General features: G+C 60.0%; 23 protein-coding genes. 14 read left to right on the forward strand and 9 right to left on the reverse strand.

Translation table 11 applies throughout. The annotated features are described in order from the left end of the window. The first annotated feature begins 215 nt into the window (after positions 1-215). Entirely contained in the window at positions 216-512 is a 297-nt protein-coding gene (locus EUU22_RS00320) for a type II toxin-antitoxin system TacA family antitoxin (RefSeq protein ID WP_129330146.1), read from the forward strand. Beyond that, complete coding sequence (locus EUU22_RS00325; protein ID WP_129330147.1) at positions 509-1,006, forward strand: GNAT family N-acetyltransferase; 498 nt, start codon at positions 509-511, stop codon at positions 1,004-1,006. The genes EUU22_RS00320 and EUU22_RS00325 overlap by 4 nt, the downstream gene beginning before the upstream one ends. Positions 1,007-1,425: 419 nt before the next feature. Here the strand turns inward: EUU22_RS00325 and EUU22_RS26070 are convergent, their stop codons facing one another. Next, positions 1,426-1,611 (reverse strand): class II D-tagatose-bisphosphate aldolase non-catalytic subunit, encoded by a 186-nt coding sequence (locus tag EUU22_RS26070; RefSeq protein ID WP_129330148.1) that lies wholly within the window; start codon positions 1,609-1,611, stop codon positions 1,426-1,428. A 167-nt stretch (positions 1,612-1,778) separates the two neighbouring features. Here EUU22_RS26070 and EUU22_RS00335 point away from each other — a divergent pair, with 167 nt between their 5' ends. The 4 genes from EUU22_RS00335 (at position 1,779) to EUU22_RS00350 (ending at position 7,086) form a co-directional block, all read left to right on the forward strand. Next, the gene (locus EUU22_RS00335) at positions 1,779-3,221 is read left to right on the forward strand and encodes an aldehyde dehydrogenase family protein (RefSeq protein WP_129330149.1); all 1,443 of its coding nucleotides are present in this window, start codon (positions 1,779-1,781) and stop codon (positions 3,219-3,221) included. A 128-nt stretch (positions 3,222-3,349) separates the two neighbouring features. Continuing rightward, the gene (locus tag EUU22_RS00340) at positions 3,350-4,300 is read left to right on the forward strand and encodes a LysR family transcriptional regulator (protein WP_129330150.1); all 951 of its coding nucleotides are present in this window, start codon (positions 3,350-3,352) and stop codon (positions 4,298-4,300) included. Between the two features lie 93 nt (positions 4,301-4,393). Further along, positions 4,394-5,914: a M81 family metallopeptidase gene (locus EUU22_RS00345; RefSeq protein WP_129330151.1), complete on the forward strand. Its 1,521-nt coding sequence runs from the start codon at positions 4,394-4,396 to the stop codon at positions 5,912-5,914. 32 nt (positions 5,915-5,946) lie between these two features. Next, entirely contained in the window at positions 5,947-7,086 is a 1,140-nt protein-coding gene (locus EUU22_RS00350; RefSeq protein ID WP_129330152.1) for an alanine racemase, read from the forward strand. A 177-nt stretch (positions 7,087-7,263) separates the two neighbouring features. Here EUU22_RS00350 and EUU22_RS00355 read toward each other — a convergent pair whose 3' ends face one another. The 5 genes from EUU22_RS00355 to EUU22_RS00375 all read right to left on the reverse strand — a co-directional run bounded on the left by EUU22_RS00355 (position 7,264) and on the right by EUU22_RS00375 (position 12,542). Next, positions 7,264-8,334: an ABC transporter ATP-binding protein gene (locus EUU22_RS00355; RefSeq protein ID WP_129330153.1), complete on the reverse strand. Its 1,071-nt coding sequence runs from the start codon at positions 8,332-8,334 to the stop codon at positions 7,264-7,266. Positions 8,335-8,374: 40 nt separating this feature from the next. Then, positions 8,375-9,205: a carbohydrate ABC transporter permease gene (locus tag EUU22_RS00360; RefSeq protein WP_129330154.1), complete on the reverse strand. Its 831-nt coding sequence runs from the start codon at positions 9,203-9,205 to the stop codon at positions 8,375-8,377. Next, positions 9,195-10,103: a carbohydrate ABC transporter permease gene (locus EUU22_RS00365; protein WP_129330155.1), complete on the reverse strand. Its 909-nt coding sequence runs from the start codon at positions 10,101-10,103 to the stop codon at positions 9,195-9,197. Before EUU22_RS00365 ends, EUU22_RS00360 begins: the two co-directional genes overlap by 11 nt. 76 nt (positions 10,104-10,179) lie before the next feature. Then, positions 10,180-11,412 carry an ABC transporter substrate-binding protein gene (locus EUU22_RS00370; RefSeq protein WP_129330156.1) on the reverse strand — a complete coding sequence of 411 codons (1,233 nt, stop codon included), beginning with the start codon at positions 11,410-11,412 and terminating at the stop codon, positions 10,180-10,182. 254 nt (positions 11,413-11,666) lie between these two features. Then, the gene (locus tag EUU22_RS00375) at positions 11,667-12,542 is read right to left on the reverse strand and encodes an NAD-dependent epimerase/dehydratase family protein (RefSeq protein WP_129330157.1); all 876 of its coding nucleotides are present in this window, start codon (positions 12,540-12,542) and stop codon (positions 11,667-11,669) included. A 140-nt stretch (positions 12,543-12,682) separates the two neighbouring features. Between EUU22_RS00375 and EUU22_RS00380 the strand changes: the two genes are divergently transcribed. Genes EUU22_RS00380 through EUU22_RS00390 form a run of 3 tightly spaced genes read left to right on the forward strand, consistent with a single transcriptional unit; the run spans position 12,683 to position 15,794 of the window. After that, on the forward strand, positions 12,683-13,576 hold the full coding sequence (locus EUU22_RS00380; protein WP_165351012.1) for an SDR family NAD(P)-dependent oxidoreductase: 894 nt from the start codon (positions 12,683-12,685) through the stop codon (positions 13,574-13,576). Positions 13,577-13,596: 20 nt separating this feature from the next. Further along, on the forward strand, positions 13,597-14,568 hold the full coding sequence (locus tag EUU22_RS00385) for an ornithine cyclodeaminase family protein (protein WP_129330159.1): 972 nt from the start codon (positions 13,597-13,599) through the stop codon (positions 14,566-14,568). 38 nt (positions 14,569-14,606) lie between these two features. Continuing rightward, entirely contained in the window at positions 14,607-15,794 is a 1,188-nt protein-coding gene (locus tag EUU22_RS00390; RefSeq protein ID WP_129330212.1) for a hypothetical protein, read from the forward strand. A gap of 3 nt (positions 15,795-15,797) precedes the next feature. Here EUU22_RS00390 and EUU22_RS00395 read toward each other — a convergent pair whose 3' ends face one another. Together EUU22_RS00395 and phnF are read right to left on the reverse strand one after the other, a co-directional pair. Further along, positions 15,798-17,390 carry an N-acyl-D-amino-acid deacylase family protein gene (locus EUU22_RS00395; protein ID WP_129330160.1) on the reverse strand — a complete coding sequence of 531 codons (1,593 nt, stop codon included), beginning with the start codon at positions 17,388-17,390 and terminating at the stop codon, positions 15,798-15,800. A gap of 451 nt (positions 17,391-17,841) precedes the next feature. Then, positions 17,842-18,579, reverse strand: coding sequence for a phosphonate metabolism transcriptional regulator PhnF (gene phnF, locus EUU22_RS00400; RefSeq protein ID WP_165351013.1), 738 nt, complete (start codon positions 18,577-18,579; stop codon positions 17,842-17,844). A 165-nt stretch (positions 18,580-18,744) separates the two neighbouring features. On the opposite strand from phnF, the gene EUU22_RS00405 reads away from it, so the two are divergent. From EUU22_RS00405 to EUU22_RS00425, 5 genes are all read left to right on the forward strand, one after another. After that, the gene (locus EUU22_RS00405; protein WP_129330162.1) at positions 18,745-19,674 is read left to right on the forward strand and encodes an ABC transporter permease; all 930 of its coding nucleotides are present in this window, start codon (positions 18,745-18,747) and stop codon (positions 19,672-19,674) included. Positions 19,675-19,800: 126 nt separating this feature from the next. Beyond that, on the forward strand, positions 19,801-20,613 hold the full coding sequence (locus EUU22_RS00410) for an ABC transporter permease (RefSeq protein ID WP_245484866.1): 813 nt from the start codon (positions 19,801-19,803) through the stop codon (positions 20,611-20,613). Between the two features lie 94 nt (positions 20,614-20,707). Then, complete coding sequence (locus EUU22_RS00415) at positions 20,708-22,264, forward strand: ABC transporter substrate-binding protein (RefSeq protein WP_129330164.1); 1,557 nt, start codon at positions 20,708-20,710, stop codon at positions 22,262-22,264. Between the two features lie 68 nt (positions 22,265-22,332). Next, positions 22,333-23,211 (forward strand): metallophosphoesterase family protein, encoded by an 879-nt coding sequence (locus tag EUU22_RS00420; RefSeq protein WP_129330165.1) that lies wholly within the window; start codon positions 22,333-22,335, stop codon positions 23,209-23,211. Positions 23,212-23,219: 8 nt separating this feature from the next. Beyond that, positions 23,220-25,031 (forward strand): ABC transporter ATP-binding protein, encoded by a 1,812-nt coding sequence (locus EUU22_RS00425; RefSeq protein ID WP_129330166.1) that lies wholly within the window; start codon positions 23,220-23,222, stop codon positions 25,029-25,031. A gap of 218 nt (positions 25,032-25,249) precedes the next feature. Here EUU22_RS00425 and EUU22_RS00430 read toward each other — a convergent pair whose 3' ends face one another. Next, positions 25,250-25,885: a DUF6064 family protein gene (locus EUU22_RS00430; protein ID WP_129330167.1), complete on the reverse strand. Its 636-nt coding sequence runs from the start codon at positions 25,883-25,885 to the stop codon at positions 25,250-25,252. Between the last annotated feature and the right edge of the window lie 390 nt (positions 25,886-26,275).

Below are 26,275 nucleotides of genomic sequence, written 5' to 3' on the forward strand. Positions count from 1 at the left end.
ATCTGCTGTCATCGGCATGATTGGCCTCCAGAGAGTTTTCTAGCGACCTCACTCTGCCACGGTGCAGACCGCTACTCACCCCTGATGGGATCTCAAGGCGATGAACTAAATGCGGCGAAATAGGAACGCGCGAGATGCGTAATGACGATGTCTTTACGAGGCTTGTAAAGATGATGTCGTTACGCTATATAAATGCGTGCAAATAGGAGTCTCCCATGCCGACCTCACACACGAGTAAAAGCCCGGACGTAAGCGTGCCGCTGAATATGCGCATCAAGCCTGCGACCCGCAACTTGATCGATCGCGCCGCCGAGTTGCTCGGCAAAACGCGCACGGATTTCATGTTGGAGGCTTCCGAGCGCCGCGCCGAGGAAGTGCTGCTCGACCGTACTATCTTCACGGTAAGCCCCGAAATCTATGCCGAATACCTTGCTCGACTCGATGCGCCCGCGCAGCTCAATGAGCGTCTAAAACGTACCATGTCGACCAAAGCGCCGTGGGATGAGGCGTGACCCTCAGCGCACCGGCACCCCTGGCCGATCATCATGAACTGGCCGAATTCAATTCCGGCGTCCCTGAACTGGACGACTGGCTGCATCGCCGCGCCCGTGCCAATCAGGCAAGCGGCGCATCGCGTACCTTCGTCGTGTGCGAGGGAAGCCGTGTTATTGCCTATTACGCGCTCTCCTCCGGCGCAGTAAAACAGCCGGAAGCACCTGGCCGTTTTCGGCGCAATATGCCTGATCCAATACCGGTCGCCGTGCTTGGTCGCTTGGCCATTGATCAATCCTATCAGGGGCGTGGCATCGGCAGGGCGTTAGTGCGCGACGCGAGCCTGCGTCTGCTCAATGCCGCTGAAATACTCGGCATCCGCGGTGTGCTGGTCCATGCGATTTCCAATGACGCACGAGCCTTTTATGAGGCCGTCGGCTTCCTGTCCTCTCCGTCTGACCCCATGATGCTGATGGTCGGATTGCACGACCTCAACAACGCGCTAAACACCTAAGAGAATCTCATCGATAATTTCGGTTGAGCCCACCCAACTTCATATCTAACAATTTGAAATTGCTGCCTAAAGACAAATAACAAGTGACATGCCTTGGGGGTCGTATCCCATCAAGGCCTTCCCATCTCTGGACACTGACCGCGAACACCTCAACGGACAGAGCGGTATCTATCCTTCGGGCGTGAACCGACATATGTCAGTATTCCGGCGAGTTGGAGGCCGTGGATATCCCGCCGCGCGGCTTTTGGGATGACCTGCCAGATGGCCATTGTGCCGCAGCTTGCCCGGCAGGACAGTCCTCGTTTTGAACCATGCCGACTAAGTCGAAAAGGCAGGGTAGGATGTCAAGCAGATCGGCGGGACAGTACTGGCTCGCAGGGGGCGGAAATGGCTCGTCGCCTTGTCGTGCCCTTAGATCGTCATGGCATTCTCGGCATGAGCATACGGTAGAGTCGAATGCGATGCGTGTGGCTGAAATGACGCTGCAGCGGTTGCTCGGTTGGGCCGCCTAAATAGGAATCGGACCAATTGGCCGGCTCATCAATCATCAGCCGCTCCAATGCCCGCTTCGGCGCGCTCGTTCCCCGCAATTTGAGCTGCCACAAGATCTAACCGGGGCCGATTCCGGGGAGCGAGCCGTGTGAGGGTTTTTCAGTCGTGGTCGTTACGACGTTCCACTATTCCTCAAACTCATCGTTGCATCGCGAAATGACATTGGCGTGAGAAGGTGCGGAGGTCTACGCTAACTCCGAGGGGAAACGGCGAGAAAACGATGGCAGCGCAAATTCGATCTTATTGGCGAAACTTTATCGATGGTGCTTGGGTCGACAGCAGCGATGGAAGGACTATCCCGGTTACCGATCCGGCAACGGGTAGGATTATTACGGAAGTTGCGTGCGGGGGCGCCGCAGAGATCGATATGGCCGTAACTGCGGCCCGGCGCTGCTTTGAAAGCCGACGGCTCCAGTTGATGACGCCCGCCTCGCGCGGGGAGCTCATGTTCGCAATAGCCGAGCAGCTCGATTTGCTGGCGGACGAGATCGCCGAGGTGGAAATCCAGGATAATGGCAAGACGCGGGCCGGCGGCTACAATGAAGTTAAGCTAACCCAGCGCTACCTCCGCTATTATGGTGGCATGGCCGACAAGCTCGAGGGTCGCCAAATTCCGCTCGGCGACGGCATCGTCGACTATACGGTCCATATGCCTTATGGGGTATCCGCCCAGATCGTGCCGTGGAATGGTCCTTTGCCCGTAGGCGCGCGCTCAATCGCCTGTGCGTTGATCACCGGGAACACGGTCGCCCTAAAGTCGCCCGAGGATTCTCCGCTCAGTCTCTTTTTGCTGGCCGAAGCCTGTGAACGCGCCTCTGTTCCCAAGGGTGCTGTCAATATTGTCTGCGGCTACGGTCGGGAGGCCGGTGCCGCCCTCGTAGGTCACAAGGACATCGACCATATCGTGTTCACCGGCTCAGTGGAAACGGGCAAGAGCGTCTTGCGCGCTGCGGCGGAACGGGTCATCCCCTGTGTGATGGAGCTTGGCGGCAAATCTGCAGCCATCGTGTATGCAGATGCCGATCTCGACAATGCGGCGCGTAATATCACCCGCGGGATTCTGCATCACTCTGGCCAGATCTGTTCGGCTGCCTCTCGCTTGGTGGTGCACCGGTCGATCGCCAGTGCGCTGGTCAAGAAGATCAAGGCCGAGGCTGCGCGCCGGACCGTTGGGCCAGGCGTTGATGGCTGTGACATGGGACCGGTTATTTCCGAGCGGCAGTTGTCACGCATCGAGGCCTTGTGCGATGCCGGTGTCGCCGAGGGCGCCACCCTGGAGATGGGTGGAAAGCGGTTGGACAGGGAGGGCTATTTTCTACCGCCGACGATTTTCACCAATGTCAGTCCGGACATGCGAATCGCACAGGAAGAGTTCTTTGGTCCCGTCCTTGTCGTCATCCCTTTTGATACGCCGGAGGAAGCCGTCGCCATTGCCAACGGCACTGACTACGGCCTCGCAGCCGGCATTTTCACCCGCGACCTTAAGCTCACGCTCTGGACGGCCGACCGCCTGGTGGCCGGTCAGGTCTACGTCAATGACTGGTGGGTCGGTGGGGTGGAGACGCCTTTCGGCGGCGCTCGCCGGTCCGGCTATGGGCGGGAAAAGGGGCAGGAAGCCCTTCTCGGTTATGTGCAGACCAAGAATGTCGGTATCAGGCTGTAGCCATAGCGTGCGCCCAGTCAGGGCGTTGCTTGCCGTGCGCCGGTGCGGCCTTGCCCCGCAGCCGGAACTCTTGCTGGACAGCCGTCCAGTTATGACGATAGTGGCACTAAAAAACGGCAGCCACGACAATGGAGTACGACATGGAAAGCCGCTGGCTGGAGGACTTTCTCAGTCTTGTGGACACAAGAAACTTCTCCCGATCGGCTGAGGCCCGTTATACAACCCAGCCCGCATTCAGCCGCAGGATCAAGAGCCTGGAGGACTGGGTTGGCGCCAAGCTATTCGACCGCACGACCCAGCCGATTAGCCTTACACCTTCGGGCGAGCGCTTCCGGCCTGTGGCCGAAGAAGTGCTGAGAAGGCTCCTCCAGGGGCGGGAAGACGCACGCAGGGTCAGCGAAACGTCCGCCAATCTCATCCGATTTGCCGCGACTCACAGTCTTTCGCTGACGTTCTTCCCCGCATGGATTCGTTCGATCGAATCCGGCACACACGCATTCAACATCCGGCTGGATTCATATCAGTTCACCGACTGTATCCAGTCGTTGATCAAGGGTGAATGCCATTTTGCCATCAGTCATGCGCATCCGCAGGTCGAGATGAACCTTCCGCCGATGCATTTCACCTCGAAACTCGTCGGTACCGACCGGCTATTGCCGGTCACGCTGCCGGATTCGTCGGGCGCGCCGCTTGACCGCCTTCCCGGCACCCCCGAAGAGCCGGTCCACTATTTGGCCTATACTGAAGCCTCGGCGATCGGCCGGGCCGTCGATCACATGATCAATCATGTGGAGGAGCCTGTGTATCTTAGCAAGGTCTTCGTCAGCCAGCTCGCAGCGGTGCTGAAGACGCTGAGCAGGGAGGGCAAGGGCATGGCCTGGCTGCCAGAGAGCAGCATTTCCGAGGAACTCGCATCCGGGAGCCTCGTGCTGGCCGGAGATGAGAAATGGTTCATTCCTGTGGAGATCAGGATCTACCGCTCTCGCGACCCGCTCCCGGCCATGGCCGAACAGCTATGGTCCATGCTGGACGGCGAAGTCGAGCCGCTGCAGGTTTTGCAGTCTGAGGAGGATGCCTGATACCGGCCACGCATTGAATGAGGCGAAGCTTGCATTGGAGGGGGCCGATCCAGCGGTCTATCCTTCGGGAAGATGCAAGGAAGAGATCGTCCCATGTTCCAGAAAAAAAGAATTGCCATCCTGGGGCTCATGCTTGAGAGCAACAGCTTCGCGCCGGTAACCGGCCGCGATGATTTTCTTAGCCGGCTTTACCTGGCAGGCATCGAAATGGCCGAGGAACTTCGCCAGGACGAATCAAGAATTCCCGCTGAAATACACAGTTTCTGCGCCACGATGGACGTGTCGACTGAATGGGAGGCGGTCCCAATTCTCATCGGCTTGGTGGAAGCCGGCGGCCCGATAGATCACGCGTTTTTCGTTCAGACACTCGCGGACATGAAGAACCGGCTGGAAGCGGCAATGCCGCTCGATGGCGTGTATATCTGCAACCACGGCGCCATGATCACCACGGAGAACCGTGATCCCGATGCCGAGATCTTCGAGATGGTGCGTTCCGTCGTCGGTAAGGATACGCCCGTCGTCGCGACTCTTGACCTTCACGGAAATGTCTCGGACCGTATGGTTGCCGCGGTCAACCTCGTGATTGCCTACCAAACGAATCCCCACGTCGATATGGTAGCGCGCGGCCGCGAGGCCGCTGCGGCGATGATCGAAATGATTGATGGATTGCGTCCCGTCGCGAGCATCATCCGTCTGCCAGTCTGTCCGCCGACTGTGACGCTTCTCACAGAGAAGGGTCCTTATGCGGACCTGATGAAATATGGGCAAGCGAAGTCGGGTGGTGAGATCATGAATGTCTCAATCCTCGGCGGTTTCGCCTATGCCGATACGCCAAAAAACGGCTTGTGCATAATCGTGACAGCCCGGAGCGATCGCGCCCGTGCCGAAGCGGTCGCCCGTGACATCGCTGAAACTGCCTGGAAGGACTACCGTCGTTATGATCCGCATCTGATGTCTCTCGACGATGCTGTTGCGAAAGCGGTTGCTACCGGGGAAGATCCGGATCTTCCGGCCGTCATTCTTGCCGATGTCGCGGACAATCCCGGCGGCGGTGCAAACGGTAACACGACATGGATCCTCGAGGCGCTTGTGAATGCGCGCGCCAAGGGCAGCGTCCTCGGTATTTTCAACGATCCCCTGCTGGCCCAGGAAGCAATGCAACTCGGCGAGGGCGAAACGTTCCGGGCTGTTTTCAACCGAGTCGAGCCGGATCGCTTCTCGCGCCGGTTCGAAGCAAATGCGACGATACTGCGCATCCGGGACGGCGACTGCGTAGGCCGTCGCGGCTTTTATGCCAACCGCAGGCTCAATCTCGGCACGACGGTTCTCCTTGATGTAGAAGGCGTTCAGGTCGTTGTCGTTTCCATCCGCACACAATGTGCTGATCCAGTCTTCCTGGAGATGATGGGGATCGATATCGCCAAGGCACGATCAGTCGTCGTCAAATCCCGCGGCCATTTCCGTGCCGGTTTCGATGAGTTCTTCGGTCCGGATCAGGTCCTGGAGGTGGATGCGCCCGGTCTCTCGTCGCCGATCCTCTCGCGTTTCGAATTCAAGTTCCTGCCCCGCCCGATCTTTCCTGTCGATCGCGACGTTACCTGGCCGCGCGGCTGAAGCCGAACTTGCCTACATTCCGGGAGGGAATCATGGGATTGAAGAATCTCGACACGCCGAGCCTTATTCTGGACAGGAAGGTATTGGAGGCCAACACGCGACGCATGACCTCGAGACTCGAGGATCGTGGCGTCCGTTTCCGCCCCCACATGAAAACGGCGAAATCCATCGACGTCGCGCGCATGGCGATTGCCGGGAACTTCGGTGGCGTCATGGTATCGACGCTCAAGGAGGCGGAATACCTTGCTGACAATGGCATATCGGACATCACCTATGGTGTCACCGTCCTTCCCGACAAGCTGCCCCGGATCGCCGCTCTCGTCAAACGTGGGATCAAGATCGGTGTGATACTCGACCAGGTGGCTTTTGCCCGGGAAATCAGCCGGCAAGCCGTCAACCTCGGTATCGTGCTCGATGTCCTCATCGAACTGGATTCAGGAGAGAAGCGCGCCGGCGTCTTCGCCGAGTCGCCCGAATTGCTCGAAATTGGACGCGCGCTCGCAGAACTTCCAGGGACCCGTCTCGAAGGCGTGCTCACGCATGCCGGCCATTCCTACCAGTCCCGGACCATCGAGGATATCCGCAGGGTCGCGGAAGAAGAGCGGATGGTGGCGGTGACCGCCGCCACGCGCCTGCGAGCGATCGGTCTTCCGGTCCCGGTTGTCAGCGTCGGCTCCACGCCGACTGCCACTCATGGCGTAAACTTCGATGGGCTGACCGAAGTGCGCTGTGGCGTCTACATGTTCGGCGATGTCATGCAGTCGGAAATCCACTCCTGCGAGCCGAGCGACATCGCCCTGTCGGTACTCGCGACGGTTATCGGTCACCGGCCCCAGTTCAATACTGCCCTGATCGATGCGGGTGCACTCGCTCTGTCCAAGGACCGCAGCACTGCAGCACCCGGTCTTGCGGAGGATATCGGCTTCGGCATGGTTATGGACATGTCTTGCCGGCAGCGCATTCCCGGTGTCACCGTGGGCCACGTCTATCAGGAGCACGGACTTCTGGTGAGCGAGGGTCCCTTCCCCTACCATCTGTTGCCGGTCGGTTCGAAGGTACGGGTGCTGCCCAACCATGCCTGCATGACTGCGGCAATGTATGATCACTACTATGTTGTTGCGGGCGACAACGACCAGCACATAGTATCTTGGCCGCGCATCAACGGCTGGTAGGGTGCGGTCGTTCGCAGTTCTGGTCGGTGGAGAGCGGCGCGTAGTTTCCGAACGGGCGGGTGCGCCAAGTTTTCTTTGTCTTCGACGATAGAGGGCCTCTTCGGCCGTGGTGGCCGAAGAGGCCCTCTATCGAGAACCGCTTACCGTAAAACCGATGCCCAGGAGCACCTAGCCCGCTCAGATTCGCACGCCGGTCGACGCGTCAAACAGATGGACGGATTCCTGCGGGCAATGCAACCTGATCACCTGTCCCGGCGTGAAGGTCCGCCGCGCGTTCGTCAGTGCGCATATCCGCTTGCCGTCGACGTTGGCAAAGATCTGAACGTTTGGACCGGTCGGCTCGACAACTTCGATAACCGCGTCGAACCCCTCGCGCCCGGAAGACAGATCCAGATGTTCCGGTCTTGCGCCGTAGATGACCTTCCGGCCCGGGCTTACGCCGGCTTGCCGCGAAATCGCCATCCTTGTTCCGTCTGAGGCCACCACGGAAGGTCCGTTGTCATCGGCGGCCACAACGCCCTCGATGAAATTCATGGATGGAGATCCGATGAAATCCGCAACAAAGAGGTTGGTTGGGTAGTCGTAGAGCTCCATCGGCGTGCCGACCTGTTCCACCCGGCCCTTGTTCATCACCACGATACGATCCGCCATGGTCATGGCCTCGATCTGGTCATGGGTTACATAGACGGACGTGGTCTTGAGCCTTTGGTGGAGAGCCTTGATCTCGGTGCGCATGACCACGCGGAGCTTTGCGTCGAGGTTGGACAGGGGTTCGTCGAACAGGAAGACCTGGGCATCCCGGACCAGCGCCCGGCCCATGGCGACACGCTGACGCTGGCCGCCCGACAACTGCCGGGGAGAACGCTCCAGATAGGGCTCGAGATTGAGGATCTCGGCTGCCTCATGGATCTTGGTCGATATCTCTTCCTTCGGCTTCTTCCTCAGCTTGAGACTGAAGCCGATGTTGTCGAAAACCGTCATGTGAGGATAGAGAGCGTAGTTCTGAAAGACCATGGCGATGTCGCGGTCGCGCGGCGGAACGTCGTTGATGACGCGCGATCCTATCAAGATCTCACCACCCGAGATCGGCTCCAGGCCGGCGATCATGCGCAGGAGTGTCGACTTGCCGCAACCCGACGGACCGACAAGAACGACGAATTCCTGGTCCTTAATTTCGATATCGACGCCGTGAATGATTTGCAGAGCGCCGAACCGCTTCTCGATGCCTTTGATTGTAACCGATGCCATGAATGCGAAGTCCTTTTGTGTTCCGGATCGTTCCGAGGGCTTACTTGACCGCTCCGAGCGCCATGCCGCGGATGAGATAACGTTGCAGCCAGGAGAAAACGATGGCGACCGGCACTGTGGCGAGCACGGTGCTCGCCATGACATGGTGCCATTCGACCTGGTATCGGCCCGCGACCTGGGAGAAGATCTGCACCGGCAGCGTGTAATCGTTCTGGTTGCGGATCAGCGTGAGCGCCAGCACGAATTCGTTCCAGCTGTTGATGAAGGTGAAAATCGCCGTGACCACCATCGCGGGAATGGCGAGAGGCAGGAAGATCTTCACAAGGCTGGTGAAATGGGTTGCGCCATCTATCCAGGAAGCCTCCTCGAGGTCGCGCGGTATCGTATTGAAGTAGCTCTGCAGCATCCAGATCGTGAAAGCCATGTTGAAGGCAACATAGGTGACGACCAGAGAATTGAGGCTGTTGACCAGATTGAGGTGCACCATCAGCCGGAACAGGCCGAGGACGAGAACGATGGGCGACATCATCTGGGTCATCAGCAGGAAGTTCCTGTAGAGCCCCTTGCCGACGAACCGGTAGCGGGAAAGTGCGTAGGCCGCAGGGATAGACAGCAGGATCGCGATAACGGTGGATGCGATGCTGACATAAAGGCTGTTGAGCAGTGCGCCGCCGAAGTTGGTCTTCGCCCACATCTCGACGAAGTTATCCCAGCGGAACTCACTGAAGGTCCAAGTGGGCGGATAGACGAACAGCTCGTCGCGTGGTCGCACGGCGGTCACGAACATAATGCCGAATGGAAGGAGGATGACGACGCAAAGGGGAGAGAGCAGGACCCAGTAGAGTATCGATTTCTTGAGCTTAGGCGTCATTTAAGACCTGCTCCTCGGCTAGGTTGTCGGATTCCTGGCGCATGACGAGGAAGACATAGGCGATGGTGAAGACGAAAAGCACACCGAACATAATCAGCGAAATCGCCGATGCCTTGCCAAGTTGCCCGAAGCGGAAGGCCAGCTTGTAGAGGTAAGTGACGAGGATGTCGGTACCATTTGCCGGACCGCCCTCTGTCATGACCCAGATGATCGGCAATGAATTGAAGACGTAGATGACATTGAGGACGATGGCGATGTTGATGAAGGGCTTCATCAGCGGCAACGTGATATGACGAAACATTTCCAACGGCCTCGCTCCATCGACGGCTGCCGCCTCGTACGAGTCCTGTGGCAACGAGGACAACCCGCCCAGAAAGATCGTCGTCGTAAACGGTATCGAAACCAGGATCCCGACCAGGATCTCGACGGTGAATGCCAGTGAAGCCGTGGCCAGCCATTCGACAGGCTCCGAAATGATATGGAGGTCCATCAGCGTGGCATTGATCAAGCCGGCGCGGCCGTTCAGGCTCCAGCGCCAAAGTACGGCTGTCATGGTCAGCGAGATTGCCCAGGGCAACATGATGATGACGCGTGCCACGCTGCGGCCATAGAAATCGTCGTTCAGCATGATGGCGACCGGCAGCGATATGACCAGTGTGCCGCCGACCACGACGACAGTCCAGATCACCGTGCGCCCGAGCGACGCATAGAAAAGCGGATCGGCGAAGACTTCCGAGAAGTTCTTCAAGCCGGAAAAGCCCATCAGCTTGCCGAAGCGGCTGACCTCCTGCATCGAAGTCCATCCAAGATCGAGAACCGGATACCCGATAATCAGGACTGCAAGCAGCAGGCTCGGCAGGATCATAAGCAGAGGCGTGGAGCGCAACGTAGATTTCATTAGGGGGCTTCCCGTCCTGGTCCGCCGGACATGACATCGAAAAAGGGGCAGCAGTCGCCGCCCCTTTTCGTCTCGTTTACTTGCCGCGGATCTTGTTGATTTCGGCAGCGGCGGCCTTGAGGGCCTCTTCGGGCTGGGCCTGGCCGAGATAGATCTGCTGCATCGTGCGAACCGTCACGTCGGCGATTTCTTCCCAGTTGGCGATGGTTGGAGCGAACTTGGCATAAGGAAGGCCTGCAGCAAAGCCGGCAATATCCGGGTCATTGGTGAAGTTGTCGAGTGCCGCGACATTCTTCGTCACCGGCAGGAATCCTTCGCCGAGGTCGAATTTCTGACGCCATTCATCCCGGTAGGAAAACTCGATGAACTTCCAGGCTTCCTTTTTCACCTGTGACGAGGAGAAGAGCATCAGCGTGTCGGTCACACCATAGGTGGCCTTGGCCTTTCCGTCCGGGAACGGCATGACCGCATACTTCAGGTCGGGAGCTTCCGCCTTGATCTGTGGGATCAGCATCGGGAAGGTGAATACCATACCGAGCTTGCCCTGCTTGAACATGTTGAAGATTTCTTCACGGTTGTAATTGGTCGGCGAGGGCTGGGTCAGGCCTTCGTCGATCAGCTTCTTGTACAGCGTTGCTGCTGCGAGCGCTTCCGGTGTGTCGAGGCCCGAGGTGCCGTCAGCCTTAAGGATGTCGCCCCCATGCGTCCAGAGGCTGTAGTAGTAGTACGCGTCCGTCTCGATTTCCTTGCCCTGGAGGCCGAAAGGAAACACATCCGGCAAGGCTTTCAGCTTCTTGGCAGCCTCGTAGAACTCGTCCCAATTGGTCGGAGCCTTGGCGCCCGCTTTGTCCAGAAGCTCGGTATTGACGAGCATGGCGCGAGCGGATGCTGCGACCGGCAGGCCCACGATCTTGCCATCGATGACCGACGGCGACATGAAGGTATCGATGAAGGTCGCCTTGAATTCCGGTGTAAGGTAGGAATCGACCGGCTCGGCGATGCCCTGCTGTTCGAAATCGACGAGCCAGCGTGTGCCGATGATCGAAATGTCCGGCGCCTGTCCTCCGGCAATGTCGGTGGTCAGACGTTGCAGGAGCGTGTCCCACGGAACCACCTGTATGTTGATCTTGATGTCGGGATTTTCCTGCTGGAACGCGTCCGCCATTTCCTGGAAGAAGGGTCCGGTCTTGGAACTATATTCCGCGACGGTGAAATTGACCTGCGTCTCCGCATGGGCCGGAGCCCCTGCCCAGGCCATGCCCACGGCCAGTGCGGATGCCGTCATTGCACTCCGAATGCTGAAATTCATCGATCTGTTCTCCTCATGGGGTCGCTATCCCTTCTTCTACCTGACGCATTTCGCATTCAGGCTTTCGACTTGACGAGGACACTGTGCGACAGCATTAAGGCGGGTTAAAATACTATTATCGCATGAAGGCATGAAGATGCGGCATAGCCGCGAGGCGTGAGATACACCCATGCCGCTCTTGTGCACAAAACGCAAAAAAGGCGGGCCTGACCCCGCCTTCTTCACAACCACCGCTATATGCCGGAAGAAATCTGTCAGGTCTGACCCCAGTTATACTCAGGTTCATAGCCAAGCACACGACGAGCCTTGTCGATCGACAGGAGCGTTTCCCGCCCCTTGACAGGACGTTTGACGGCCACGTTCGGGAAAATCGAAGCCATCAGTTCGGCGCTGCCGCGCGCCATCACGGTATCCGCGTTCGCGATGATGAAATGGTCGGCGCCGACAAGATCGACATGCAATGCCTTCCGTACCGCCTGCGCGCAATCCCGCCCGTCAATATAGCCCCAGCAGTTCCATTCCCTGAAGTGCGGATCGTCCTGCCACGAGGCGAAACGTTCGTAGTCCGCGGGCTCCATGACGTTGGAAAGTCTCAGTCCGATGAAGGTCGTGTCCGGATTCCAACGCTGCATCTGCCGTGCCATTTCCTCTCCGAGATCCTTTGACAGTGAGTAGGCGCTTTCAGGACGCATCGGATGGTCTTCGTCTACCGGCACATAGGAAGGCGGGTTCGACGGGCTGAAGGGAAGTCCGAGCGTGGTTTCGCTCGATGCCCAGACGATACGCTTGACACCGACGCGGATCGCCGCATCGAAGACATTGTAGGTCGACACGACATTGTTGCGGAAGATGACGTCGTCGGGCATCAGGTCAGGAGCGGGGATGGCTGCGAGATGGACGACCGCGTCCGGCGTGCGGAACTTGCGGAAGGGATGATCCTTGCCGCCGCTCCACTGCATGGCGTCGATGACCTGGCCGAGATCGTTGAGGTCGACCTTGTAGAACGGGCAGACGGGATCCTTCGACGCCTGCATGTCGATGTTAAGGACGTTGTAGTCATGCTCCACGAGACCGCGGCACACCGCCCGGCCTGCCTTGCCGCTGCCACCGGTCACGACAATGTTCTTCATTCGATACCCCCTTACGTATGCGGTGCCACCGAATCCCCCGGAGGCCATCCGACGGACTGATCGCCTCACCCTACGCCCGCGTGTTGCGGCAAGGCGAATGCGAATTCGTGATCCTGTCATGTCAGTTCTGCATTGGAAGATTGAACCGTCCGCCGTTAGTTGTCGATGACGAAGGGAGATGCGGCGCGAAAAGGTTGCCGTCGCCTCCAACGCATCAAATGATCGACAGGAGCCGGGATATGCCGCGCCATGACGGGACCATTGCGATTGTGACGGGCGCAGGCCACGGCATCGGCCGCTGCATAGCCAGCCAGCTGGCTGCCGAAGGCGCCGCGGTTGCCGTTCTGGAAGTGGATGAGTCAAGGGGCCGCGAGACGGTTAGCCAGATCGTCGAGGCCGACGGGCGCGCGGTCTTCGTGAAGGCCGACATCACCGACGCCGCCCAGGTCGAGGCCGCCATTTCTGCTGCCGAGGCGGCGCTTGGACCTGCAAACCTTCTTGTCAACAATGCGGCCTTTACCGATGCCGGCGACCTCAAGGGGATGAAGCTCGAATCCTGGCATCGCGAGATCGACGTCAACCTCAACGGCACCTATCACTGCATAAGGGCGATCATCCCGCGCATGCAAGAAAGGGGTGGCGGCGCCATCGTCAATATCGCGTCGGTGAACGGGGTGCGCTACTTCGGCAATCCCAGCTACAGTGCCGCCAAGGCCGGCGTCATCAACCTTACCATGTCTGTGGCCTCCGAGTTCGGCCGCGACGGCATCCGCTGCAACGCAGTGTGCCCCGGTTCGGTGCGCACCGACAACATCACCTGGACCATTCGCCAGAAGAAGGATCCGGACATATTCCAGAAGCTCGGTCGCTGGTATCCGCTCGGCCGCGTCGCCGAGCCAATGGATATTGCCAGAGCCGTCTCCTTTCTCGGATCCGACGAGGCCGCATATATATCCGGAGTTGCCCTGCCGGTCGACGGCGGCATGCTGGCCGGCATGAATGTCATGATCGACGAATTCATCCTAGAAGCCTGAGACTAACACCGGGGGTAAGCATGCTGATCATTTCCGAGACTCTGGCCCGGGACCTCGTCACCATCGAGGAGACCATCGAGGCCGTCGAGCAGACCTTTGCGGCCATGGCGCGCGGCCTGGCGAGGAACTATCCGGTGGTTCGCGAGGTCGTCGGCCATGCGGACGCCGTCTTCGGCGTGAAGACGGGAGCCGATGTCTCCGCGCCGTTTCTCGGTCTCAAGGCGGGCGGCTACTGGCCGCACAACCTGGCGCGCGGATTGACGAACCATCAGTCCGCCACGCTCCTATTCGACCTCAATACCGGGCGGGCATCGGCGCTCGTCAGCGCCAATTACCTCACCGGCGTCCGTACGGGGGCCGCAAGCGCGATTGCTACCAAGCACCTTTCCCGAACGGATTCGGCGGTCCTCGGCATCATCGGAACGGGAACCCAGTCCGCCTATCAACTGAGGGCCACCCTTGCTGTCCGTGAGATCACGACCGTACATGCATGGGATCCCTCGCCGGACAACCTGGCCGCCTTCGGCAAGACGGTTGTCGAGCTCGGCCTTGATTACCATGCCCACGAGAACCGCGAGAACGTCGCCCGGCTCGCCGACATTCTGATCACCGTCACGCCCTCTACCAAGGCTTTGGTTGACCGGGCTTGGGTTCGGCCGGGAACGCATATCTCCGCCATGGGCGCCGACACGAAAGGCAAGCAGGAGCTTGATCCACGGCTCGTCTCTGCTGCCGCGCTCTTCGTCGACGAAGCGGCCCAATCGATCAGTATCGGCGAGTTCCAGCACGCCTATGCACAGGGGCTGATCATCGAGAGCGACATCCGCGGCTCAATCGGCGAGGTGATCTCGGGTATCAGCGAAGGACGCAGGTCCGCCGAGGAGATCACGATCTTCGACGGAACCGGTGTGTCGCTGCAGGATCTGGTTGTCGCCGACCTCGCTGTCCGGCGTGCCGCCGAAAAGGGTTTGGGATCCGCGGTTGAGTTTTGACGGGCTTGCCGGCGATGGCCACGAAGATGAAGGCGAGCATGCGACTTGCGATGTGGACCTATTCCTGGGACATCCAGGATCAGGGTCTGGACACGCTAACTGTCGAATTGCGCGACGGGATAGGTTTGAACAACGTCAGTCTGGCGACCTCCTATCATGCCGGCCATTTCCTGCAACCGAGAAGCCCCGACCGGAAATCCTATTTCCCGGAAGACGGCACCGTCTACTATCGCCCCCAGGCGAAGCTCTGGGAGCAAAAGCGCATCCAACCGCTCATGGCGCGCAACGTCGCCGAGCGGGGCGATATGCTGGACACCCTGATCAGGGCTCGCGATGAGGGCGGCATGTCCGTTTCCTGCTGGACGGTCTGCCTCCACAATACGCGCCTCGGCTTGCTTCATCCCGGTGATGTCACACGCAATGCGTTCGGCGATCCCAATCCGTTCAATCTCTGCCCGTCGAGCCCTGCCGCCCGCGACTATGTCACGACGATGGTGCGGGATATCACCAGCCGCTATAAGCCCGACATGGTTGAACTCGAAAGCCCGAATTTCATGGGCTTCCTGCACGGCTTCCACCATGAGAAGGACGGCGTCGGCCTGACGCCTGAGGACGATTTCCTGTTTTCCCTCTGCTTCTGCGACCATTGCCGCACGGCCGCCATGCGCGTCGGGATCAACATCGACGGTGCGCGGAAGGTCGTTCGCAAGTTTCTCGCAGAGACCTGCGAGCGCGCGGTTCCCGAAGTTCAGTTTGCGGACTTTCCGGGCAAAGGCATTTCTGCCTTTCGCGACTATCCCGATCTATATGCCCTCCTCGCCTGGCGCACCGAGCCCGTCACCAGCCTTGTTCGCGAAATCCGCGAGCAGGCCGACGAGGCCAGCAAGATCGCGCTGATCGATCTCAAGGACGGTTGGATCGGCGGCGTGGACCTTGCTGCTGTCGGCAAGGTGTGCGACGGCGCCATTCTCTGCGGCTATGACATGGAAGTGAACGACGTCGCGGCCCTCATGAGGAACGGCCGCGACATCCTCGGCCCGGACAGATATCTGGGAGCGGGCTTTCGGGTATTCTATCCGGAAATGCGCGGAGCCGATGACCTTGCCTTGCGAGCCGAGGCCGCCCGAGCGGGTGGCGCCGACGGCATCAATTTCTACAATTACGGGCTGATCCCAAAGGCCCGGCTCGACTGGGTCCGCAAGGCCGTTACCCGTCTCGGCGCGTGACAGTCAGATCACGCGGCCAGGACGGATTCCCGTCAGCCTCCCGTCGACAATGACCGCCCTTCCGTTGACCCAGAGATGGGAAATACCGGTGGCCATTTCCGTCGATCGTTCAAAGGTCGCGCGATCGGCGATGTCATCGGAAAACAGAACCAGATCGGCTGCCATGCCGGGCCGGACGACGCCGCGATCCAGCAACGAAAATCGCTGGGCGGCAACCGATGTCATCCTCCGAACAGCATCCTCGATCCCGAACCATTTCCTGTCCCGCCGAAGCGGCCCCGCAATGCGCGGAAAAGTCCCGAACGCCCGCGGATGAGGCCTGGATCCCGGGCGTGGCAAGCCATCCGAGCCCGCCATGTAAAGGCGATGGCAACAGGCGCATTTCAGGTCTTCCTCGTCGAGCTGGAACAAGATGATGCCTGTTTGGCCATCATCCTCCAGAATGAAACGGAGCATGAGGTCGAACGGCTCAACAGAAAGCCGCTCCGCCGCGGCTTGCATGTCCAGCCCCTCGAAGTTTTTCAACGCGTCGATGTCGATCGCTGAAAGTCGTACGTTTTCCCATCCGATCAGGGATACCTTGCTCTGACCTTCGAATTCCGGGCCCCCCTGATTGACCCAGCGCCGCAGGAGTTCCCGATAGGACGGATCCTCGAGCCGCTTCTTGAGGGCTTCGAGGCCGCCATCCATCGTGGCCGGCGGCAGCAATTGCAGGATCCAGGTACTGCCCGCCGGATAGGGATACATGTCGAAACTGATGTCGACGCCGTCCTGGCGCATGGCCTCCAGCCTGTCCAGTGCAACCGGGATCTGGCCCCAGTTGGGCCGTCCCGCCGACTGAAGGTGCGACAGGAGCCCAGCGGCGCCCGACAGGCGCAGAATGTCGGCGAACTCCTCCATTGCCGGAAGCAGTCCCGCCTCATAGGCGCGGATATGGGCTGCGAGGACCTTGCCATGGCGGCGGACGACGCGGGCGAGCGCTACCATCTCGGTCATGTCGGCGAATGCGCTCGGGGGATAAACGAGTCCGAGCGACAGGCCCGCCGCGCCCTGCGAGAGCTGGACGTCTAGCATCGCACACATCGCGTTGATCTCGCTCTCGCTCGCATGCCTGCGATCGTGCCCCACAATCGCGAGGCGCAAAGCTGCGTGGCCGACAAGGGACACGAGATTGAGGGCAATTCCCTGACCTTCCAGTCGCTCGCGATAGGACTGCAGGTCATCAAAGATTTCCCGGTCTTCCGTATGGCCAAGCAGTCCCGAAAAGTGCTGACGCAGGTTTTCCCGCGATTTGTTCACGGCCGGATAGAGGGAAAAGGAGCAGTTTCCGACGACAATGGTCGTGACACCTTGAAGAGCCTTTTCCGGCCGGTCAGGCTCGCGCAGGAATATGAGGTCGTCGTGGCAGTGGGCATCAATGAAGCCAGGTGCGAGATAGCGATCTGCGCCTTCGACGACGATATCCGCCGCTTCGCGTGGAAGGTCGGTCCCGATCCGCGAGATGCAACCGTCATCAATCAGCACATCTCCGCGATACCACGGCGAACCGGTTCCGTCGATGATGCGAGCATTTCGGATCAGCGTCCGGTCGGCCATACACTTCTCCCTGACCCAGAATCTTTTCATGATCGCCGTCGAGCGGACTCTTATCGGTGAATTTACTTCAGTTGGCGTGGCACCGAAGCACAGTCGCGGGTCGACCCAGAGTATGGTCCGGCGGACATTTGGGGAAATGCGGAATACACATGGAGCACGTAGAATGGCGCATAGGCGTCGCCGCGATCTGCAAAATTCTCGCCGAACGAAATCAGGGAGTGATCTTAGGTCCTTCTAGGCCATCTCGCTCCGTACATCTGCGTTTGGTACCATTGAGCTCAAGCAACGAGGCAGTATGGACGCATGCCGTTAAAACCCTGCGATGCTTACGGAAAATCCTCGTGCTCCCTGTGGGGAAAGACTCCAGTTGGAAATTCCCGTTCACCTGACCAACTACACCGCGGGCACCTCGAGCACTCTCCTGTTCGGAGTACGGATCTAAATGAAACAATCAGGTGTCGATCCTGATGCGAATTGTTCGCTTGGGGAACACGCCATGGCCGTAAAGAATCGGGGTGCCGGCGCTGTCAGTGTCGACATAGGTCATGATCATGACCGGAAGGGAAACTGAAACTGCAAGGGCGGCGGCCTCGCGCGGGCGCGGCATGCGGCAGTCGATCCACGTCGACGCGCGGAAGAAGGTATCGACGCCGAACCTGGCCAGCGCCTGCGTGAAGCTCGCAGTCTCCTCGAAGGCCGCGGCTATTCCATCGAATCGCCGCTTGGCGAACATGTGATAGCCGTATGTGGCAATGCCGGGGCCAACCGTGCGCAGGGTCTCGGTCACAATCAGCGGCGTGCCGACATCGAGATTCAGGGTACGCGCGATCGCCTGATTGGCCGGTTGCTCGTAGCTGTCGAGCAGGCGTCCGCCAGGCCCGCCGTCGAAGCGTTTCTCCACTTCGCTCCATTTGGCGTTACGGTCGAGCCGATATTCGAATGGCTCGTCGGCGACGAAGACACCTTTTCCCTGATGCGCCTTGACAATCCCCTTCTGCGCGAGGCTGGCGAGCGCCTGCCGCACCGTGTGACGATTGACGCCGTACTTTGCCGTCAGTTCATGTTCGCTCGGCAGCCGTTCGCCAGCGCCGTACACGCCCGTCTGGACATCGACCTCCAGATCCGCCTCGATTTGACGCCATACTGGCAGTTCCCGGTCCCGCCACATGCGATTGTTCGAAATATCCATTCGCTGACCTCTTGCCCGCCCGAACGCACGGCGCCGCTCCGGCATATTCCTTGGTTGTTCCGCTCTTCCAGCGGTCCTTGATCCGTCACAAAAAAATCACGTGCCGGCAACATCGCTGTAACAGAACATGTTCATACAGTCTAGACAAGTTAAGAGGTGAAGCGGATGCTTGAATTCGTCATCGGCAGATTGTTGCGCATGTGTCTGACCGTCGTGGTCATCGTCACGGCGGTGTTTTTCGCCACTCGGTTCTCGGGCAATGCGATCGATTTTCTGGCTGGTGAGGGCCTCGGTGCAAAGGACCGTCAGTTGCTCATCGAATATTACGGGCTGGACGGCTCCTATGGCGATCAGTTCTATCGCTATCTCGCTTCGCTGATGGACGGCAATTTTGGCCTCTCGCTGATCGAGCGGCGCCCGGTGGCGGCTATCTTTGCCGAGCGGGTCTGGCCTTCGCTCCAGCTTCTGGTCGGTGCCGTGCTGGTCACCCTGATTATCTCCGTTCCCGCCGGTATTGCGGCGGCGATCTATCGCAATTCGTGGATCGGCAGTGCCATCATGGGCGCGGCCTTCTTCGGCTATGCCATTCCCAACTTCGTCCTTGCCATCCTGTTCCTGCTGATCTTTTCGTTCTGGCTCGGCTGGCTGCCTTCGACCGGCAATTCGACCTGGCTGCACTTTGCGATGCCGGTCATCGCGCTTTCGACATTCTATATCGCTGGCATGACTCGCTTCACACGCAACGCCATGCTGGACGTGCTGAGCCAGGAATACCTGCGAACAGCGCGGGCGAAGGGGCTCCCGGAACGGCTCGTCATCTTCAAGCATGCGCTGCGCAACGCAAATATCACCATCCTGTCGGTTCTGGGCCTGCAGATCGCCGGCCTCGCCGCTGCCGGCAGCGTCGTGATCGAGACGGTGTTCTCCTGGCGCGGCATCGGCGAGCTTCTGGTCTCCTCGGCCATCCGCCGGGATTATCCCGTGCTGCAGTTCGGTGTGCTTGCCGTCGCCCTCGCCGTCATCCTCATCAATCTGGTGGTCGATCTTGCCTACGGCCTCGCCGATCCGAGGGTCCGGCTCGGAAAAACCGCGTAAGAGAAGGTAGCGACGATGTCCGACACCACGATTGGTTCCCTGCGTGAAACGACTGGAAACCCGTTCTCTGTCCAGCGGCGCATCCCGGGTAAAGCATGGCGCCTGTGGGTTGGCCTGGACTGGCCGATGCGGCTGGTTCTTGTCCTTGCCGCCCTGCTTGTGTTTGCGGCGCTGACCGCGCCGCTCATTTCGCCCTATGAGCCCAACGCCCAGAGCCTGCTTTTGCGGTTGAAGCCGCCGATCGGCTTTATGGAGGCCAGGGCCGGCCATCTCTTCGGGACTGACGAACTTGGTCGCGACGTGCTGACGCGCTGTCTTTACGGCTTGCAGATGACGCTCTTGATCGCAGTTTCCGGAGCGATCATCGGCATGTTGATAGGTGGGACGCTTGGCCTTCTGGCCGGTGCCGCGGGCGGGACGGCCGATGCCCTGGTGATGGCGCTCGTCGACATCCAGATTGCGGTTCCCTTTACCCTCGTCGCCCTTCTGGCGGTCGCGGTCTTCGGCAGCGACATGCACGTGCTCATCGTCGTTCTCGGTATCGCCTACTGGGAACAGTATGCACGGATCATCCGTGGTGAAGTGTTGAAACTGCGTGAGATGCCTTTCATTGAGGCGTCGCGGGCGGCGGGGGCCTCGCCGCTGAGGATCGCCTTCCGCCACATCGTGCCGAACGTCATCTCGCCGCTCGTCGTGATGTTCACGCTCAACTTCTCGAACATCGTGCTGCTGGAATCGAGCCTGTCCTTCCTCGGTCTTGGCCTCAGTCCGCCGACTGCAACGCTCGGCTCCATGGTCGGCATCGGTCGCGATTACATGCACACCGCACCATGGATCGTCGCGGCGCCGGCACTGTTGATCCTGCTGATCACCTTGGTCGTGCAAATGCTCGGCGACCGGCTGCGCGATCGCATGGATGTACGCCTGCGGGACCGCTGAGCACCGAGTGCTTGATCGCGGTTTGCCGCCAAACCGACTGCCGGCGGTCCGACCAACCCGCCGGATCTTTTGAAGCCCTGCAACGGAGACCACCATGAAGACCACGATGATCATCACTTCTACCCTGCTCGCGCTGATGAGCGGCAGTGCCCTTTCCGCCGAACTGAAGGTCGGCTCCGCCAACATGCCGCCCTATCTCGATCCGGGCCGCGACCACTCCAACGTCGGTTCGCAATTCTACTACAACACCTTCGATGTGCTGATCGACAAGGACGCAGAAACCGCCGAGACGAAGTTTCGTCCCGGCCTCGCGACCGAGTGGAAGCTCGTCGAACCGACAGTCATGGAGCTGAAGCTGCGCGCGGGCGTACTCTTCCAAAACGGCGATCCGATGACGGCCGACGATGTCATCTTCTCGCTCAACCGAATGCTGCAGCCGACGTTCAAACCCTACGTCGTGCGCGCCAAGGACCGTCTTGGCAATTTCGACCGCGCCGAGAAGGTCGATGACCACACGATCCGCATCATCGCCAAGCGCCCCGAGCCACTTTGGGAAACGCTCATCAACATGCAGCAGCTGATGATTATTCCGGAGAAATATACCAAGGCGCTCACCGGAGACCCGAATGTCGCCGAGGATTCGGACTATGAGGCCTTCTCGCTGGCCCCGATAGGCACGGGTCCGTACAAGATTTCGCAGTTCGTGCCCGGCGAGAAGCTCGTTTGGGAACGTCATGACGCCTTTTGGGGCGAGAAGGCTCCCTTCGACAAGGTGAGCGTTTCCTACGTGCCGGAAATGGCGAGCCGCATAACGGCGCTGAAGAACAAGGAAGTCGACATCATCACCAACGTGCCGCCGGACCAGCTCGCGACCATCGAGGCCGACAGCAATCTGAAGGTCGCGAGCGACGTCACGCCCCTGTTCCACATCCTGATATTCAACACCCAGAACGAGGTGATGAAGGATCCGAAGTTCCGCCAGGCGATCAGTTATGCGGTGGACCGCGACACGCTCAACGAAGCGCTGTGGCTCGGCAAGGCCGTGGTTCCCTCGACCCACACCTACAAGCAGTTCGGTGAGCTATACATGCCTGAACTGAAGACCTTCGAATACGACCTGGAGAAGGCCAAGCAACTGCTGGCCGAATCCTCCTACAAGGGCGAGGAGATCCGGATGGATACCTCGGCGGTCTATTACACCAATGGTCTCCTCGCCATGCAGGCCATCGCCGAGATGTGGAACGCAATCGGCATCAAGACCCGCATCAATGTCGACGACAAGTGGACGGGCGGCGATCCGACCATGATGGTGCGAAACTGGTCGAACCCGATGTATTTCGCCGACCCCTTCGGTTCGTTCGGCGTCATGTGGGCTCCCGAGGGACCGTCGGAAGGGGAGGGCCGCTTCAAGACCGACGAAGCCTATGGCAAGACCTGGGAGAAGTTCCGCTTCTCCGAGAAGGTGGAGGATCGCAAGGCCGCCTATGCCGAGCTGATGGACCGGATCAAGCAGGATCCTCCGATGCTGGTACTTTATCAGCCCTACGAGTCCTGGGCGATGCAGAAGGACGTTCAGTGGGCTCCGAAGCCGGGTCATATCCCCTATGTGCTCGACTTCCGCGCCGGCTCCATCTCGGTCGCCTCCAACTAAGAGACATGTCTTCACCGGGCGGCGCGTCTGTCGCCCGGTTCCTCCCATTTTTTCAAGGCGGATCACCCATGGCCACTACGCGTCTCTGCATCGTCACCGACATTCACCACGGCAAGGACAACTTCACCAAGAAAGGCACCTCGGCGCTCGGCCTCCTCAACGAGTTCAAGGGTTTCGTCGATCGGACGAAGCCGGATGTCGTCATCGACATGGGCGACCGCATTTCCGACTGCGACAGGGAGACGGACATGCGGCTGGAGCAGGATGTCGCGGAAATTTTCGCCGGTATGAACACGCCGCGTTTCCACATCTGCGGTAATCACGACCGCGACTATCTGAGCGTGGACGAGAACGCCGCCATCCTCGGCCAGGATCTTTCCAGCACCACGGTCGACATCGGTGACTGGACGCTGGTGATCTGGCGGGCGGATGCCAAGATCCACCGGCCGGGCGGATTCATCCTCCCGGAGGCGGACCTGCTGTGGCTCGCCGGCGTCGTACGCAACACCACGCGCCCGCTCGCGATCTTCAGCCATGTCCCGGTTTCGGGCCATTCCCAGGCCGGAAACTACTACTTTCAGCGCAATCCCGAGGCCTCGACTTATCCGGCGGGAGCCGAGCGCATCCGCGCAATCCTTGCCGGAGCCCGTGTGCCGGTTGCCTGTTTTGCCGGCCATGTGCACTGGAACACATTGACCATGGTCAATGGCCAGCCGCATTTCACCCTGCAATCGCTGACCGAGACCTTCACCACGCATCCGGAACCCGCCGGCTCCTACGCTCTTCTCGAGCTTTCGGACCGGATCGACTGGACGGTGCTCGGCAAGGACTCGATGCGTGTTTCGCTGGACGCGGCAGAGACGGCTCGCCACTGGATCGAGCCGCTGCCGCCCTTCCACGAGCATCCGGAAATCCGGCTTCGCCATCTCCAGCAAGCGGCCGAATAGGGATGACGATGACCGACAGAACCAGTACCCCGCTGCTCTCGGTCGAGAACCTGTCGGTCTCGTTCGATACGGTGAACGGACCGCGCGCTGCGGTCCAGGATCTCTCCTTTGATATCTTCGCCGGCGAAACACTTGCGATCGTCGGGGAATCCGGCTCGGGCAAGTCCGTCACCGCGCTGTCCATCCTCAAGCTCATCGAACGGGAGGGCGGACGGATCGATAACGGCCGCATTGCCTTCCGGCGCGATGAAGACAGTGTCCTCGACCTCGCCGTGAGCAGCGAGGCGCAATTGCAGCGCATTCGCGGCAACTCCATCTCGATGATCTTCCAGGAGCCGATGAGCGCACTCAACCCGGTGCTGACGATCGGCGACCAGATCTGCGAAACGCTGGTCCGTCACAGGCGACTTTCGGCGAATGAGGCGCTGCGCGAGGCGCGCGATCTTCTTGATCGGGTCCGCCTCTCCGATCCCGATCGACGGCTCCTGCAATATCCGCACGAGCTCTCGGGGGGCATGCGCCAGCGGGTGATGATCGCCATGGCGCTTGCCTGTTCGCCGCGCCTGCTGATCGCCGACGAACCGACCACCGCGCTGGACGTTACGATCCAGGCGGGCATTCTCGACCTCATCCGCGAACTGCAGCAAAAGAGCGGTACCGCGGTCATCTTCATCACCCATGACATGGGCGTCGTCGCGGAAATGGCCGACCGTGTCGTCGTTATGCGTCACGGGGAGATGGTCGAGACGGCCGAGACGGTCGCGCTGTTTCGCCAGCCACGAGCTCCCTATACCCGCGAGCTGCTCAATGCGGTTCCAAAACTCGGCTCGGGCGCTCCGGTCTATGCTGCCGCCAAGTCAATGACAGGGATGCCCGATTCCGATACGCACGCTGGTCCGGCCGAGGAAACGGTGCTCGAGGTGAAGAACCTGGTCACCCGGTTCCCTGTCCGCAAGGGCTTGCTCAGGCGGCTTGTTGCACGGGTCCATGCTGTCGAGGATGTGAGCTTCATCCTGCGTGCCGGCGAAACGCTTGGCTTGGTGGGTGAATCCGGATCAGGCAAGTCGACCATCGGTCGGTCGGTCCTCAAGCTGGTCGAGCCGGAAAGCGGCCATATCCTTTTCGGCGGCAAGGATCTCGTGCCACTCACGCGCCGCCACATGCGCCCGATCAGGCGCGACCTGCAAATGATCTTCCAGGACCCCTATGCGAGCCTTAATCCGCGCATGTCGGTGGCGGAGCTCGTGACCGAGCCGCTTTTCATCCATACGGCACTCAGCCACCGCGAACGGCGGGACAGGGCGGCGGAACTGCTTGCCCGGGTACGACTGCCGGCCGACAGCATCGACCGCTATCCCCACCAGTTCTCCGGCGGTCAGCGCCAGCGAATCTGCATCGCGCGTGCTCTGTCATCGAAGCCGAAGATCATCGTCGCCGACGAGGCGGTTTCGGCGCTCGATGTCTCGGTCCAGGCAGAGGTCATCGACCTGATGCAGGAGTTGCAGCGCCAGGACGGTATCGCCTATCTTTTTATCTCCCACGACATTGCTGTGATCGAGAAGATGAGTCATCGCGTGGCCGTCCTCGATCAGGGCCGCATCGTCGAGATCGGAACCACGGACGCAGTCCTGCAACACCCACGACACGATTATACGCGACAGTTGCTCGATGCCGTTCCAATTGCAGATCCAAGGTGCCGACGGGTGCGCACCTCAGTTCAGCAGATCGAGCGGAAAAATCCGATCCGTCCGATCGGCCACAAACCATCCCCGCTGGCCTACCAAAGCATCGGGACGGATCATCGCGTTCTTACAGCTTGATTAGTCATGGGTGGCAAGCCCGAAACACCTGGGCTTGCAAACGTCGGTGAAGAGCCTGTCCCAACAGAAGGCATTACGAAGCGGTGACGGCTCATGCGGCGGAAACCAACGTGCTCCGCCAAGAGCGCGGTTGTGCTCTGTAGATGGCCGGCAATATGCGGAGGAGGACCGACCGTGCTAGCGAGAGTCTCTCGCCGATCGTGGATGGTCCGTACCAGTCATTCCGCCGGGCGCCGCTGCGGCATCAACACGCCGATTGTAATCACGCCGATGATAAGCAGCAGCCAGTCCTGCTGCACGCCGAGCAAGAAGGCGGCCGAGCCGCCGATCAGCGACCAGATCACAGGGATAGCAAGCAGCCACCGCGAGAACCCATTCGCAAGCAGCAACATCCCGAATGTGAAGATCGTGACTGGACAAGGCGTGACCCCGAACATCGGCATTGCCGGCCACGAATGTCCTGTCGCGACGCCGACAAGCGGGTAGATCACCATCGCGTAGGCAATGAATGCGTAGCCGATCCACCCGGCGAGATCGTTGCGTGCGGAAAATGCTATCCTTGATCGGAGAACGCCCGCGAAGAGGAAGTAGAGCCCCTGCAGCGCAAACAGGGCACCGAACAGATAGGCTGGCCTGTTGATCGCGGAGAAGAAGATGCCGTGATAGGCGATGCCCGTCCAAAGCCACATCAGCGCAAGAGCAAACGCGATCGCCCGGTCTGACCAGCCGGATTTCGTAAAGATGAGTGCGACGGCCATCGCACCAACCAGATAGGCAACGATCTGCGCCGGCCAGATCGCGGCGTTATAGGCGGCGAAGACTGAAAGGAACTGTTCGATGGTGAAAGGAAGCATGGCCGCTCTGCCTACGTTCGTTTCTTCGCCTGTTTCCTGGATAACCGGGCGCGAGCCGGGTTTCATTGACGAAAGACAAATCGGCGGGCCAGCCGGACGGATCGGCGACAACCGAGAGCGTCAGCGCAATGCCGACCGCGGTGAGGCCCTTGAAAAACGGCGAATGTTATGACGAAGAGTGTAGTCGGACGAGCAGATGACCCGACCGCCGACACGTTCATAAACGTCAGCCGACGGTGGACTCACGGCTGTCGGTTCTTTGTATTCGGAAGGCTAGCGGCTTCCGGGGGGGGGGGGGGGGGGGGGCTTAACCAACCCCCCCTCGTCCTTTGCGGGGGGGGGGAGGGGCGCCACCCGCGCAGCGTTCCCCCCCGTGGGGGCGGCCGCGCC

Origin of the sequence: Ciceribacter ferrooxidans (genome assembly GCF_004137355.1) — a bacterium.
GTDB classification, from domain to species: Bacteria; Pseudomonadota; Alphaproteobacteria; order Rhizobiales; family Rhizobiaceae; genus Allorhizobium; species Allorhizobium ferrooxidans.